Source organism: Proteus hauseri, assembly GCF_040139125.1.
GTDB classification, from domain to species: Bacteria; Pseudomonadota; Gammaproteobacteria; order Enterobacterales; family Enterobacteriaceae; genus Proteus; species Proteus hauseri_B.
In genome coordinates, this window is sequence record NZ_JBEEUB010000003.1 from 419,620 (window position 1) to 434,743 (window position 15,124).

11 protein-coding genes are annotated in these 15,124 nt (G+C 38.5%); 1 reads left to right on the forward strand and 10 read right to left on the reverse strand.

Annotation, left to right across the window (positions count from 1 at the left end; all coding sequences use genetic code 11):
- Position 1: 1 nt before the first annotated feature.
- The 10 genes from mraY to leuO all read right to left on the reverse strand — a co-directional run bounded on the left by mraY (position 2) and on the right by leuO (position 12,679).
- Entirely contained in the window at positions 2-1,084 is a 1,083-nt protein-coding gene (gene mraY, locus ABN099_RS07805; RefSeq protein ID WP_349463071.1) for a phospho-N-acetylmuramoyl-pentapeptide-transferase, read from the reverse strand.
- Positions 1,078-2,460 carry a UDP-N-acetylmuramoyl-tripeptide--D-alanyl-D-alanine ligase gene (gene murF, locus ABN099_RS07810; protein WP_349463072.1) on the reverse strand — a complete coding sequence of 461 codons (1,383 nt, stop codon included), beginning with the start codon at positions 2,458-2,460 and terminating at the stop codon, positions 1,078-1,080. The genes mraY and murF overlap by 7 nt, the downstream gene beginning before the upstream one ends.
- Positions 2,457-3,944: a UDP-N-acetylmuramoyl-L-alanyl-D-glutamate--2,6-diaminopimelate ligase gene (gene murE, locus ABN099_RS07815; RefSeq protein ID WP_349463073.1), complete on the reverse strand. Its 1,488-nt coding sequence runs from the start codon at positions 3,942-3,944 to the stop codon at positions 2,457-2,459. The genes murF and murE overlap by 4 nt, the downstream gene beginning before the upstream one ends.
- Before the next feature lie 17 nt (positions 3,945-3,961).
- Positions 3,962-5,734 carry a peptidoglycan glycosyltransferase FtsI gene (ftsI, locus tag ABN099_RS07820; RefSeq protein WP_349463074.1) on the reverse strand — a complete coding sequence of 591 codons (1,773 nt, stop codon included), beginning with the start codon at positions 5,732-5,734 and terminating at the stop codon, positions 3,962-3,964.
- Positions 5,735-5,745: 11 nt separating this feature from the next.
- Complete coding sequence (gene ftsL / locus ABN099_RS07825; protein ID WP_349463075.1) at positions 5,746-6,063, reverse strand: cell division protein FtsL; 318 nt, start codon at positions 6,061-6,063, stop codon at positions 5,746-5,748.
- Positions 6,064-7,011 carry a 16S rRNA (cytosine(1402)-N(4))-methyltransferase RsmH gene (gene rsmH / locus ABN099_RS07830; RefSeq protein ID WP_349463076.1) on the reverse strand — a complete coding sequence of 316 codons (948 nt, stop codon included), beginning with the start codon at positions 7,009-7,011 and terminating at the stop codon, positions 6,064-6,066. It lies immediately after the preceding gene.
- A 3-nt stretch (positions 7,012-7,014) separates the two neighbouring features.
- On the reverse strand, positions 7,015-7,473 hold the full coding sequence (gene mraZ / locus ABN099_RS07835; protein WP_349463132.1) for a division/cell wall cluster transcriptional repressor MraZ: 459 nt from the start codon (positions 7,471-7,473) through the stop codon (positions 7,015-7,017).
- A gap of 691 nt (positions 7,474-8,164) precedes the next feature.
- Positions 8,165-9,172, reverse strand: coding sequence for a catabolite repressor/activator (cra, locus tag ABN099_RS07840; RefSeq protein ID WP_349463077.1), 1,008 nt, complete (start codon positions 9,170-9,172; stop codon positions 8,165-8,167).
- 226 nt (positions 9,173-9,398) lie between these two features.
- Positions 9,399-11,201, reverse strand: coding sequence for an AMP-dependent synthetase/ligase (locus ABN099_RS07845; protein ID WP_349463078.1), 1,803 nt, complete (start codon positions 11,199-11,201; stop codon positions 9,399-9,401).
- A gap of 533 nt (positions 11,202-11,734) precedes the next feature.
- Positions 11,735-12,679: a transcriptional regulator LeuO gene (gene leuO / locus ABN099_RS07850; RefSeq protein WP_349463079.1), complete on the reverse strand. Its 945-nt coding sequence runs from the start codon at positions 12,677-12,679 to the stop codon at positions 11,735-11,737.
- A gap of 880 nt (positions 12,680-13,559) precedes the next feature.
- Here leuO and leuA point away from each other — a divergent pair.
- Complete coding sequence (gene leuA / locus ABN099_RS07855; protein ID WP_349463080.1) at positions 13,560-15,122, forward strand: 2-isopropylmalate synthase; 1,563 nt, start codon at positions 13,560-13,562, stop codon at positions 15,120-15,122.
- Positions 15,123-15,124: the final 2 nt, after the last annotated feature.

Sequence of the window (15,124 nt, forward strand, 5' to 3'; positions counted from 1 at the left end):
TTTAACGTACCTTTAATGTAGCCAGACCAATAAGCACTAACATTAGTGAAATAATCCAAAAACGCACAATAACACGAGGTTCAGGCCAACCTTTTAATTCATAATGATGATGAATAGGCGCCATTCGGAAAATACGTTGCCCACGAAGCTTAAATGAACCAACTTGCAAAATAACAGACAGCGTTTCGACGACAAACACACCACCCATAATCACTAATAAAAACTCTTGGCGTAATAACACCGCAATTGTGCCTAATGCACCGCCTAATGCGAGGGAGCCTACATCCCCCATAAACACTTGAGCTGGATATGTGTTAAACCAGAGGAAACCAAGTCCAGCGCCTACAATAGCAGTACAGACAATCACTAATTCCCCTGCATGCATTAAGTAAGGAATTTTTAAATAACTAGCAAAATTAACGTTACCTGTCGCCCATGCGACTAACGCAAAACCAGCCGCAACAAAGACTGTTGGCATTATTGCCAAACCATCTAAACCATCAGTTAGGTTAACTGCGTTACTGGTTCCGACAATAACAAAATAGGCTAGCAAAATATAAAGCATACCTAGCTGAGGCATCACATCTTTAAAGAAAGGTACGACTAACTGAGTTGCAGCGGTATCTTTACCAATGGCATACATACTAAAAGCGACAACCAGTGCCAGCACTGACTGCCAGAAGTATTTCCAACGCGCAATTAAGCCTCGTGTATCTTTGCGAACAACCTTACGATAGTCATCAACAAAACCGATAACGCCATAGCCAATTAACACCAGTAATACACACCAAACATAAGGGTTATCCAACCTTGCCCATAGCAGGGTAGAAATAGAGATAGAGAATAGGATCATAATCCCACCCATTGTTGGAGTGCCTCGTTTACTAAAATGCGACTCAGGTCCATCATTACGAACAACCTGTCCAATTTGCATTTTTTGTAACCAAGCAATGAGGTGCGGCCCCATCCACAACGCAATAATTAATGCCGTCAGTAAGCCAACAATCGCCCTGAATGTCAGATAAGAAAAAACATTAAAAAATGTATGGTATTTAACCAAATATTCGGCAAGCCAAACTAACATTCAAAGCACTCCTTTAATGCGTTCACGATATCTTCCATCGCGGAGCTTCGTGAACCTTTTACTAGAACTGAAACGACATCATGCTGCTGTAATAATGGAATTAATTGCAAAAGTAGGTCAGCTTTAAATATAAAATGCTGACCAACTAGGCTTTCTTCACTAATAAACTGACTGTGATGTCCCACCGTTAATACGCTATCAATACCTGCATCATGAGCAAAACGACCTACATCGCGATGACATTTTTCTGAATCTTTACCTAATTCAGCCATATCTCCCGCAACGAAAATTTTATATCCTGGTAGTTGCGATAACACCTGTAAGCCCGCAATCATTGAACCATCATTTGCGTTATAGGTATCATCTAGCACTATTTTCCCAGCGGATAATTCAATCGGATAAAGACGCCCCGGTACCGCATTTAATGTTGCCAACCCTTGTTTTACACTCTCTAATGTAGCCCCAACAGATAACGCTAAAGCACTTGCGGCTAAGGCATTGGCAATATTATGGCGCCCCGGTAAAGGCAACGTTATTTCCACACAGCCTTCTGGTGTATGCAGTGTAAAATCGGTGGTTAATTGATTAACAACGATATCGGTAGGATAAAAATCGGCTTTACCTTGAGAAGATAATGAGAAAGTCCACTGGGTTTGACGTTCATTTAAATGATGTTGCCAAAGTGCGATATCATTACTTTCACCGTTGATAATCGCACTACCTTGCTCTTTTAAGCCTGCGAATATTTCGCCTTTTGCTTGAGCAATACCTTCTAGTGAGCCAAAACCTTCAATATGCGCAGAAAAGAGGTTGTTTACAAGCGCACTATCTGGTTTCACCATATCAACAGTATAAGCAATCTCACCAATGTGATTAGCACCTAACTCAATCACAGCGAAGTGATGTTCAGGTGTTAGACGAAATAGTGTTAAAGGCACACCAATATTGTTATTTAGGTTACCGTGGGTATAAAGTGTTTCACCGCAATGACGAAGAATTGATGCCGTCATCTCTTTAACTGAGGTTTTTCCAGAAGAGCCTGTAAGTGCAACAACTTTGGCATGACTTAATGAACGGACATGTGCAGCAATAGCGCCCATTGCAAGCTGAGTGTCTTTCACTATTACTTGCGGACAATTAACGTCTATTTGACGATTAACTAATACTGCAACTGCGCCCTTCTCTTTTACATCAGCAATAAAATCGTGAGCATCAAAACGCTCACCCGCTAAAGCAATAAATAAACAGTGCGCTTCAATATTGCGACTATCTGTTGAAATCGAGTTAATTATCTGCTGATTAGCTTGGCTTTGCGTAATATTACACAACGTGCCTTGGGCAATTTGGGCAATCGTTTCTAAAGAGAGTGCTATCATGCCATCACCCCCAATAAACGAGCAACGGTTAAGCGGTCTGAATAATCAAGACGACGAGAACCAACCAGTTGATAATCTTCATGACCTTTACCAGCCACTAAAATCATATCATTTGCATCGGCTTGCATAATAACGTTAGTTACCGCTTCAGCACGCCCTTCTATTGCTAATGCGCGGCCAGGATCCATTAAGCCTGAGAGAATATCTTGAATAATGGCTTTTGGCTCTTCACTACGCGGATTGTCATCAGTGATAACAACTTTATCGGCAAATTCTTCGGCAACTGCTCCCATTAGTGGGCGCTTACCTTTGTCTCTATCACCGCCACAACCAAATACACACCACAATTTACCTGTGCAATGTAAACGAGCCGCTTGCAGCGCTTTTTCTAATGCATCTGGCGTATGTGCGTAATCAACAATGACGGTAGGACGATTTTCAGCGCTGAACACTTCCATTCGACCACAAACAGGCGTTAATGCTGATGTAGCATGAAGTACAGCATCTAATGGATAATCGAGCGCAAGAAGTGTTGCAAATGCACACAATAAATTACTGACGTTAAATGCCCCCATTAATGGGCTTTCAATCTCACCTTCACCCCAGCTTGAAGTAAAGTGAATGGTGGCACCTTCATCGTGATAATTAACCGCAATTGCGCGTACATAGCGACCTTGCCAACCCTGTGGCAATTTATTTTCCATGGTCACTGCAACTGCATCAGGTAAGCGAGATAACCATTTTTGTCCTACGTTATCATCAGCATTAATAATTTTCTGCCCACTCTGATGAGTAGAAAATAGTAACCATTTTGCTTCTTCGTAGTTTGCCATATCACCATGATAATCAAGATGATCACGACTTAAATTGGTAAAAACTGAAGCCACAAAAGGTAATGCACTTACACGACCTTGAACTAATCCATGGGATGACACTTCCATTGCAGTTAATGTCGCGCCCTGATTGAGTAATTGCTGTAACTCTAATTGGATATCAACGGCTGAACCTGTGGTATTCACTGCAGGTACAACGTTATTTAGTAACCCATTTCCCACTGTACCCATTACGGCACTGGTTTCACCTAATCCTTGAGCCCACTGTGCTAACAATTGCGTTGTTGTTGTTTTTCCGTTAGTTCCAGTAATACCAATAAGTTTCAGTTTTTCAGCAGGTTGATGATAAAAACACCCTGCTAACTTAGATAATTCACGATTAAGATCTTGTATATAAATAACGGGTATACCATGGCTTTCTCTTATTTCACCATGTGAAGCAACATCTTGAGCTTCCGCCAACACAGCAGAAACGCCCTGAGCTATTGCTTGAGGAATATAGCGCCTACCGTCTGTTTCATGGCCTTTAATTGCCACAAAAAGATCACCACAAGCCGCTTTGCGGCTGTCTAGTGTCATTTCTCTAAGCGTTAATGACGGTGCTTGTATCCCTAGTGCCCTTAGTAGGTCACTTAAGTTAGGATCTGCCACTTGTATCCTCTTCTTTATTAATTATTAATTACAAATTCACTTTTATCGTCTGGCATCAACGCATCTGGTTCTACGTTCATTGTACGTAAAACCGCGCCCATAATTGTGCCAAACACCGGTGCAGACACGGCGCCCCCATAGTATTTACCCGCTTTTGGCTCATTAATAATGACAACTAAAGCAAAACGCGGACGACTTGCTGGAGCAACACCTGCAGCATAAGAAATATATTGATCGATATACTTACCGTCAGGACCTACTTTTTTTGCTGTCCCTGTTTTAATAGCGACGCGATAGCCTTTAATCGACGCTCTTACACCACCACCACCTGGCAGTGCAACGCTTTCCATCATATGAACAACTGTTTTCATCACAGGTTCAGGAAAAACGCGAGTCCCCGGAACAGGAGGATCAACTTTAGTAATTGAAAGTGGACGGTAAATACCAAAACTACCAATGGTTGCATAGACACGCGCTAACTGTAATGGCGTTACCATTAGCCCATATCCAAATGAGAAGGTGGCCCTTTCAAGATCGGACCACCGTTGTTTTTTTATTGGAAATATGCCACTACTTTCACCAACTAGCCCCAAGTTAGTTGGTTTCCCGAGTCCAAACCGTGAATATACATCCACTAATTCAGACGCAGGCATCGCTAACGCTAGTCGTGAAACACCAACGTTACTCGATTTCTGTAAAATTCCAGTTATCGATAGTTCATGATACAACGCAACATCTTTTATTTGATGTCCACTAATACGATAAGGAACGGTATTAATTACACTATTTTCTTTAACGATATTATTTTGTAATGCGCTCATCACCACCATTGGTTTAACGGTAGAGCCCGGTTCAAAAATATCGGTAATAGCACGATTACGCATAGCATCTTTAGGCGTACCCGTTAAATTATTTGGGTTATAAGAGGGGCTATTAGCCATTGCTAATACTTCCCCTGTATTAACATCAACTAAAACAGCAGTGCCTGATTCTGCTTTATTCTCAATAACCGCGTTGGTTAATTCACGATAAACAACCGACTGTAAGCGTTCATCAATACTCAGCATCAAATTATGTGCAGCTTGGCTGTCAGTTTGAGCTATATTTTCGATAACACGATTAAAACCATCTTTACGAACAACACGCTCACCCGGCGCACCAGTTAGCCATTGATTAAAGCTTTTCTCAACGCCTTCAATACCATCGCCATCAATATTAGTTACACCAATGATGTGAGCAGTCACTTCACCTGATGGATAGTAGCGTTTAGACTCTTGACGCATATTAATCCCAGTAATTTTCAACTTACTAATGTAGTCGCTTATCTCTGGATTAACTTGGCGAGCGAGGTAAATAAATCGAGCTGAAGGTGTTGTTGCAATCTTTTGTTCAATTTGGTTAATCGGCAACTTCAGTGCGTCAGCAAGTGCTAACCAACGTGAATCACTCATATTTGGGTTAGCTTCCAAAACAACTTTTGGATCAGCCCAAATAGCATAGACAGGAACACTAACTGCCAGAGGGCGTCCCATTCGGTCACTAATCATGCCACGTGCAGTAGGCACTTTTTGAACACGTAAAGAACGCATATCCCCTTCTTTAATCAAGGGATCAGGATTAATAATTTGTAAATAGGCAACACGTATTAATAACGCAACTAAAGCGATTCCAATACCGCTACAAAGCAATGCAAAACGCCAACTCACAAACCCTGTTTTTTCTTCAGGTTTGCGAAGTTTGGCATTTGACTTTGTCTTTGCTTTCGCTTTCGCTGAACGTGAAAATTTCATACTTGCCTTTATTATTTGGTTACAACAATGTTCTCTTTGGCTGGATCAACATGAACCATTCCCAATCTTTCACTTGAAAAGCGTTCAACACGGCTATGATCTGCCAACGCATTTTCTTCAAGAATAAGGTTCCGCCATTCGATATCCAGTACGTTTTTCTCCAGCACTAAACGCTCTTTCTCTGCGGTGAGTAAGCGCGTTTTATGTGCAGTAGTGACGACATTCACAGCCGAAATAATCACGGCAACCAATAAAATTAAAGGTAATTTGCCATGCCGCAGTAAATCCTGCCCAATAACGCCGGTTAGTGTGTGCCGTTCTGTAGACATTTATTCCTCTATACGCTTTGCTACACGTAATACAGAGCTTCGTGCCCGTGGGTTCTCTTCAACTTCAATACCTGTCGGCTTCATTTTATGTACACTGGATAAACGTGTACTTCCTAAGGCTTTAATTTGATCTTGTGTCAACGGAATGCCCGCTGGAACCACTGGACCTTTACTTTCATCACGAATAAAGCGTTTGACTAATCTATCTTCTAAAGAGTGAAAGCTAATCACCGACAAACGCCCTTCAGGTGCTAAAACAGAGACCGCGCCTTTTAACGCTTTATCTATTTCATCTAACTCGCTGTTGATATAAATGCGAATCGCTTGAAAGCTTCGTGTTGCTGGGTGTTTATGTCGCTCTTTTACTGGGCTTGCATCGCTAATTAAATCAGCAAGCTGTTTTGTTCGAGTTAGCGGCTCTTCTGTTTTGTTACGAGCAACAATGGCGCGCGCAATACGTTTAGCAAAACGTTCTTCACCAAAGGTTTTTAATACCCATGTGATGTCGTCTTCTTCAGCTTTCATCAACCATTGTGCTGCGGATATCCCCGATGTTGGGTCCATTCGCATATCAAGAGGTCCATCACGCATAAAAGAAAAACCACGTTCAGGATCGTCTAATTGTGGTGACGAAACCCCTAAATCCAGTAAAACGCCATCAATTTTTCCCGCTAATCCCAGTTCAGTAACATAGTGCTCAATGTCTGAAAAAGGACCATGTATCACTGAGAATCGAGGGTCTTTAATTTCATTAGCAACTGCAATTGCTTGTGGGTCTCTATCAATAGCAATAAGACGACCTGTTTCGCCTAATTGAGATAAAATCAGACGAGAATGACCACCACGGCCAAATGTTCCGTCGATATAAATACCTGAAGGTTTAATATTCAGGCCATTAACTGCTTCATCCAGCAATACACTGGTATGACTAAAATTATTTGTTGTCATTATTTAAAGTGATAAATCCAATAGTCGTGTCGATAACGGTTCCTGTGAGGTCTGCTCGGCGATAATGTCTTCTTGGATCTGTTGATACCAAACTTGTTCATCCCACAATTCAAATTTATTGAATTGACCGACTAACATGACCTCTTTGGTTAGCCCCGCATGCTGTCTTAGCGTGCTAGCTAACAAAAGGCGTCCTGCGCTATCCATCTGACACTCACTGGCATGCCCTAACAATAACCGTTGAACACGTCGCTCTGCAGGATTCATTGAAGAAAGTGCAGCCAGTTTTAACTCAATTTTTTCCCATTCAGGAAGCGTGTAAAGCAACAAGCACGGCTGGTTGAGATCAATGGTACAGACCATTTGACCTTCAGATATCTCACTCAGCGTTGTTCGATAACGGGAAGGAACTGTTATTCGCCCTTTGCTGTCGAGATTAACGAGTGTTGCACCACGAAACATCCCCATTATCCTCAGCTTTGTAATTTACACCACATTGTCCCACAAATCCCCACAAATAGAGTTTACGGATGGTATGAAAACGTTGTCAAGCCAGTTATAGGGAGCTTTATTTATATTTACAGTAAAATGATTAACTAACCGGAATGAGTAAAATATCGACAGAGGAAAAATCAGGAATATTAACATTATGATTAATATCGATTATTTTATTTTTTTATCATTTAATCTCTAAAAATAATGATTTATCACGATGAAAAACAAAAAAATCAGAAGAAGAAATCATAATAAGCAAATTATGATTTTAATAATAAAAATCTAATTTATTGCAGTTCATTTACCTTAAGCCAACATAATAACGGAAGAGTATTTTAATACAGGTAAATAAAATTTTATCCGAAAAAATAATTCTATATCATGGAGATAGTAAAATTTTTTTATTCATTTCCTCCATAATACAAATAAGTAACAAAGTTTATTTAAGCAATATCACTTATAGAAAAGTTAAAATTTAATCTTTAAATCAAATTAATTGCAATAAATAGTAAAAAAACGCTTAAGATTAATCTCAAATTTTATTTTTTCTTGGCTACCCGACACTCTTTAGTCAAATAAACTCTCCCCATTTTAATTTAATAAAACAGGGAGACTCTTAATAAGAGCTATTAAGGATTATAAATAAGGAGAGATTTGATTAACGAGCTCGACCTAAGCTACCTCGTCGACATAAATCACGACGAATTCGAGTGATACCTGCTTGTGGTTTTTGCTCTTCTTCTAGACTGGCTAAAACTAATTCCAATACACGCTCCGCAATATCACGATGGCGTTGAGCAACAGAAAGTACTGGGCACTCTAAGAAATCGAGTAACTCGTGATCACCAAAAGTAGCAATAACAAGTTGTGTTGGTAAACGACCACTTCTTTGTAGAGTCACATCCATTACACCTTGTAATAGCGCAAAAGACGTTGTAAATAGCGCATCAGGCATTGGATTATTATTTAACCACTGCGAGAAAGCAGCCGCTGCGGCTTCTCTTTCGTAGCTATTAGCATACAAATAAGTGACTTCTCTAGGGTCGTCTTTCCATACACTGCGAAATCCTTGTTCTCGCAAGAAACTCACTGATAATTCAGGCAGTGCGCCTAAATAAAGTACAGATTCTGAAGGAAAAGCTTGTAACTCAGTAGCGAGCATTTTTGCATCTTCTAAGTCATCACCTACAACACTGATAAAGTGTTCACTTTCTAATGCCCTATCAAGTGCAATAATGGGTAGTGAGCGATTAGCCCAACGCTGATAGAAAGGGTGTTCTGGTGGTAACGCAGTAGAAACAATAATGGCATCAACTTGACGTTGCAGTAAGTGTTCAACACAACGAATTTCATTGTCGGGCTGATCTTCTGAACAGGCGATCAGTAACTGATAACCACGTTGGCGAGCTTGTCTTTCGAGATAATTAGCGATTCTTGTATAACTGGTATTTTCCAAATCAGGAATAACCAAACCAATAGAACGCGTGCGTCCAGCGCGTAAACCTGCTGCAACCGCGTTTGGGTGGTAATTATGCTCTCTGACCACCGCCATCACTTTTTCAACAGTCTTGTCACTCACACGGTACTGTTTTGCTTTACCATTAATGACATAACTTGCTGTTGTTCGTGAAACACCAGCCAAGCGGGCGATTTCATCCAGTTTCACATTAACCTCTTTTAATTATTAAATGTGTTATTTATTACATTATTACTATGGTTTTCAGTCATCATACTGATCTGAGTTTGCATTTTAACACAATTTACTGATAAAACCGTATGCGTCAACGTTTCCGTTTATCTCTTTTATCAATCATTGCAATCATTCTTATCAATCAAACAAAGAATTAATAAGAAAAAAGCACCTTAAAGGTGCTTTTAAAATGGCTTAACGGTTAGTCTTGATACATCAATTCGATTTCATTGCGATAACGCTCTGAAATGATTTTACGACGAAGTTTTAATGTTGGTGTTAATTCACCAGACTCCATCGTAAAACCTTCTGCGAGTAAGGTAAAACGTTTAACTTGATGAAAACTAGAAAAGTTTTTTTGCATTTCACGTAAGCGCTCGTCAAACAACTCTCGAATTTTAGTGTGACGCAATAATTCAATTCGATCTTGATATTTTAAATTCAATGCACGCGCATGCTCTTCAAGTGCATCAAAACAAGGCACGATCAATGCTGAGACAAATTTACGAGTATCAGCAATAACAGCAATATGTTCGATAAAACGATCTTGCCCTAATGTGCCTTCAATCATTTGTGGTGCAATATATTTACCATTTGATGTTTTCATCAAATCTTTTAATCTTTCAGTAATAAACAGTGCGCCATCTTTATCTAATGCACCAGCATCACCAGTACGAAGCCAGCCATCTTCAGTGAAAGCCGCTAGCGTATCTTCAGGCTTGTTAAAATAGCCTTTCATCACAATGCTGCCACGTACTTGGATTTCGTTTTCTTCACCAATACGAACATCAATACCAGGTAACGGAGTACCAATAGAGCCTAGTTTATATTTACCCTCTTCCCAGCAAGAAACTGTGGCGCAAGTTTCCGTCATACCATAACCATATTTAATATTGATGCCTGTCGCTAAAAAGAAACGAATAACAGCATCATCTAAGCGAGCACCAGCTGCTGGTAGAAAACGGACACGACCACCGAGGATATCACGTAAAGGTTTAAGTACTTTTTTATCGGCAAAGCGATAACAGAGACGAGAAATAAAATTAGGGCGACGCTGATTTAGCGCTGCATCATGCTGTTTTTCACCCTGTTTGATTGACCATTTAAAGATAAATTGGCGCAAAGCAGATGCTTGAGAAACTTTATCTTGAATTGCACTGTAAACTTTCTCGTAAAAACGAGGTACGGCACACATTACCGTTGGTTTTACCGCACTCATTGCTTCTCTAACCGCATGAGTATCTGTTAGATAAACGTTTACCGCGCCTGTATGCATCACATAGAAGCTCCATGCTCTTTCAAAAACATGAGATAACGGTAAGAAGCACAATGAAACGTCTTTATCAGATAAACAAAGGCGCTCATCGTGTAAATAAAGCTGAGAAGCGAGGTTAGTGTAATCTAACATCACGCCTTTGGGTTCACCGGTTGTACCGGAGGTATAAATCAGGGTAAAAAGATCGTCTAAACAGCACTCATCAATGCGCTGTTGCAAAATAGCATCGTAAGAAAGAGGACGATTTAATAAGCTTTCAAGGTAACATGATGATGAATCTGTGTTTAAAACCACATCAGAATTAAACACAATAATGTGTTCGAGTTGAGGACATAAATCTAATAACTCGGAAACAATGTCATATTGTTTTTGGTCACCAACAAAAAGAATACGAACTTTTGCATCATTTAAAATATAAGCGGCTTGTTCAACGCTACTCGTTGCATAAAGCGGAACAGTAACAGCACGCAGTTGTAATGAAGCAATATCAGCCAAAGACCAATCAATAGTATTTTGAGAAAAAATACCTATATTTTCTTGAACTTCAACGCCCATCTCAAGTAAAGCATTTGAGAGTGCACGTGTTTTCTTTTCAACCAATTCCCATGACATTTCAATATGTTGCTTAACATTCCATTGACGATAAGCAATGTTGTTTCCGCTGTGCAAAAAACGCATTTGCAATCTTCTAATTATATGATAATCCTGAAGATTATTTTTAGTTATCATAATTTTCCTGCTATTTATGGAAAAGCGATAGGTCAATGTGCCTGAAAGTAGAAAAAAACGCTTTTCTACATTTTCAGCTTACACCTGTTCGCTGACTCGAATAAAAGTCTAAGTGATCCATAAAAATAAAGGAATCCAATTTTACATAAATTTGTAAAATTGTGAGTTATGAAAAGTTTTGCCAACACAATCTATCTCATTACAGTCAGTAAAATAGGTAGTAGCATAGTTATCTACATTCATAACAAAAAATATAATTAAAACAATAAATAATGAATGAAAAGCAATAATTTTAGAGATAATAATAAAGAGGATAATTGAATAAAATACAGGAGAAATAGCAAAAAACTCAGATTAGCGTTATATGATTAAGTAACCTACGAAAAAGCGATGGGCAAAAATAGTGGCAGCAATCCAATCGGTTTTATCAGTAACATAAAACACGCTTTTTGGTTATTAGCAAAGGCTAACAATATCTGCCACTATTTCTGCATAATTAGCATAAAATACTAATTATGAGTGGGAATTACACTCTAGTTTTGACAAACTTCACTTAGCAAATCTTTCATCCACAAGTGACCTTTATCACGTGCCGTTGATTCATGCCAAATAAGGTAACATGGGCGTGTATTTTGCTCCCATGGCAACGACACTGCTTTAATATCAAGTTGCTGTGAATAACACTCAACTAACCATTTTGGTGCGATAGCAACTAAACTTGTTTTAGATACAATATTTAATACACTATTTAAATCTGTCCCTTGATAAGTAATTAAATCCTCAAGTACGGTTCCTTTATAATAACAGGAACTAAATGAACCAATATCATCTAAAGAAACAATAGAGTGATGTTCATTTAATAACATCTCTTCAGTTACACTCTCTTTAATACTAGGATGTTTATTCGATACAGCTAAAACAACTTCATCATTAAATAATGGGTGTGATTGAAACTCCATTTTATCGAATTGTTTATAATTAATAAAAAACTCGACTTCCTGATATTTTAATTGATGTTCTATATTATCATTTAAATAAGAATTAATATTAACGGTGATATTAGGTGTTTGTATTTTTATTCTTTCAACTATTTTGGGTGCTAATTTTATATCAATTGGACTACATATTGATAAGTTAAAGATGCGATCACTTTTTTCAGGTTCAAAACCTGCGCCAGGTAATTCATTATGAACGAGTTGTAATGCTTGACGAACAGGTCCAAACAGTTGTTTGGCTCTTAATGTAGGTTGAATTCCTCGCCCATAACGAACAAATAATTCATCATTAAACATAACCTTAAGTCTAGAAACAGCATTACTTACTGCTGGCTGAGACATGCCAAGTACTTGAGCAGCACGCGTCACATTTTGCATTTGCATAACAGCATCAAATACCGTTAATAAATTAAGATCAACATTGCGTAAATGCATATCTGCTGAGTCTTTACTGGTAACTGTTGCTGATGTGTAATCCGTCATTTTTTACTCCACTATGTTAGCATAATGGTTATTTAAATATTATTAATAGCCAGATATAAATCAGCATTAAGAATATATTAGATTAAGCCATTAGTTTAACTATTTATTAAAATTTATTATTCATCGTCCATGCATAGAACTAAACATATAAAGTATTTTGCCAATCGATAAGTTTCCCACATACAATCATATTAAAAATAATATTATAATTACATGTATAGAGAATGATTATATCAACATATATTACAACCTGTTTTATCTTCTGCCTTGCAAATAATAAAACAAAGCATGATAAAAATCATAATAAAATTATACATTTTGATATTTTAAATAAAAACTCAAACTCATCACAATATGTGATACAACTATTTTTATGCATACATTCAAAATGTTGTCCGGTTTTATTGTTTGATCATCTCTTCATATAAGTTCTTTTTCCGCTCACTGACTGATTAAAAAAAAAACAAACATCTGTTTAATTTTTCATTTCACTCCTTTTGAAACATTATTCAGAATATTAACCCGATCAATGAATACGAGATAGATATAATCATTGATAAAAATTTAGATATTAGTCAGTACCACTAAGAAATTTATATGAATACGGCAAGTGAGAAAATTTAATAAATGCCAATGCTTGACATATTTATTAGTATCTAGTATCAATAAATACAGATTATTGAGAACTTATCTAAGGATGTTTCATGTTGAACGCAATTTTACTATCAAGCCTACTACTACTCGCAACTATTATGCGCGGTCGGCTTATGGGTAAAAAATGAAACAAACCTGCCCTTAGAGAGAAACCCGCGCTAGTCGCGGGTTTTTTTATACCTGGGAGAGCGCAAAAAATTAGATAAAAAAATGAAAGGAACAGATTATGAGCAACAACGTTATTATTTTCGATACTACCTTACGTGATGGTGAACAAGCCTTGCAGGCAAGCTTGAGTGTGAAAGAGAAATTGCAAATTGCTTATGCATTGGAGCGTTTAGGCGTCGATATCATTGAGGCTGGTTTTCCTGTTTCTTCTCCCGGTGATTTTGAATCAGTGCAGACTATTGCACGCGAAATTAAAAATAGCCGCATTTGTGCCTTAGCACGTTGCGTCGATAACGATATTGATGTTGCCGCTGAATCTTTAAAGGTTGCAGATGCATTTCGTATTCACGTATTTTTGGCAACCTCAGCACTGCATGCTGAACATAAATTGAAAAAATCATTCGATGACATTATTGAAATGGGAATGCGTTCAATTAAACGTGCTCGCCGCTATACCGATGATGTTGAGTTTTCTTGTGAAGATGCAGGTAGAACTCATATCGATAACTTATGTCGTATTGTTGAAAGCGCTATTAATGCCGGCGCAACCACCATCAATATTCCTGATACTGTCGGTTATACCACGCCTTACCAATTTGGCGGCATCATTACTAATTTATTCGAGCGCGTGCCTAATATTGATAAAGCGATAATCTCTGTTCACTGCCACGATGACTTAGGCATGGCGGTTGCTAACTCAATTACAGCGGTTCAAGCAGGTGCCAGACAAGTCGAAGGCACAATTAACGGATTAGGTGAACGAGCAGGAAATTGTGCATTAGAAGAAGTGATAATGGCAATAAAAGTACGTGAGCAAATGATGAAGGTGCAAACGGGTATTAATCACCAAGAAATTTATCGTACAAGCCAATTAGTTAGCCAATTATGTAACACCCCTATTCATGCTAACAAATCGATAGTAGGCACAAATGCATTTGCCCATTCATCAGGTATTCACCAAGACGGTGTGCTGAAAAATCGTGAAACTTACGAAATTATGACACCAGAATCTATTGGCTTAAAAGAAGTGCAGTTGAATTTAACGTCTCGTTCTGGTCGAGCGGCAGTTAAGCATCGTATGGAAGAGATGGGATATCGCGAGACAGATTATAACTTAGATAATTTATATGCTGCATTTTTACGCTTAGCGGATAAGAAAGGACAGGTTTTTGATTATGACTTAGAAGCATTAGCTTTTATGGGACAACAGCAGCAAGAGCCTGAAAAATTTGTCATGAACTACTTTAATACTCAATCAGGTTCATCAACGGTTGCAACAGCGAGTGTCAGCATTACATGTGCTACAGATGAAATCACTGAAGCGGCAACAGGAAATGGTCCTGTTGATGCTGTTTATCAAGCGATATCTCGTGCAACAGGCTACCCATTACAGTTAGTTTCTTATCAATTAACAGCAAAAGGCGAAGGAAGAGATGCCTTAGGTCAAGTGGATATTGTTGTCGAATATCAAGGTCGTAAATTCCATGGAATGGGATTAGAAACCGATATAGTCGGATCATCAGCCAATGCCATGATGCATGTTATCAACAGTATTTGGCGCTCAGAGCAAGTCGAAATAGAAAAACGCAAACAACATACAACACAACAAGAAGCGGTTTAATT

What these genes read in the sequence shown, in the direction of transcription:
- mraZ (WP_349463132.1), bottom strand. Translation starts at nt 7,473, where the DNA reads ATGTTTCGTGGTGCAACACTCGTTAATCTCGACAGCAAAGGGCGAATA.
- murF (WP_349463072.1), bottom strand. Translation starts at nt 2,460, where the DNA reads ATGATAGCACTCTCTTTAGAAACGATTGCCCAAATTGCCCAAGGCACG.
- mraY (WP_349463071.1), bottom strand. Translation starts at nt 1,084, where the DNA reads ATGTTAGTTTGGCTTGCCGAATATTTGGTTAAATACCATACATTTTTT.
- ftsL (WP_349463075.1), bottom strand. Translation starts at nt 6,063, where the DNA reads ATGTCTACAGAACGGCACACACTAACCGGCGTTATTGGGCAGGATTTA.
- ABN099_RS07845 (WP_349463078.1), bottom strand. Translation starts at nt 11,201, where the DNA reads ATGATAACTAAAAATAATCTTCAGGATTATCATATAATTAGAAGATTG.
- leuO (WP_349463079.1), bottom strand. Translation starts at nt 12,679, where the DNA reads ATGACGGATTACACATCAGCAACAGTTACCAGTAAAGACTCAGCAGAT.
- leuA (WP_349463080.1), top strand. Translation starts at nt 13,560, where the DNA reads ATGAGCAACAACGTTATTATTTTCGATACTACCTTACGTGATGGTGAA.
- rsmH (WP_349463076.1), bottom strand. Translation starts at nt 7,011, where the DNA reads ATGACAACAAATAATTTTAGTCATACCAGTGTATTGCTGGATGAAGCA.
- ftsI (WP_349463074.1), bottom strand. Translation starts at nt 5,734, where the DNA reads ATGAAATTTTCACGTTCAGCGAAAGCGAAAGCAAAGACAAAGTCAAAT.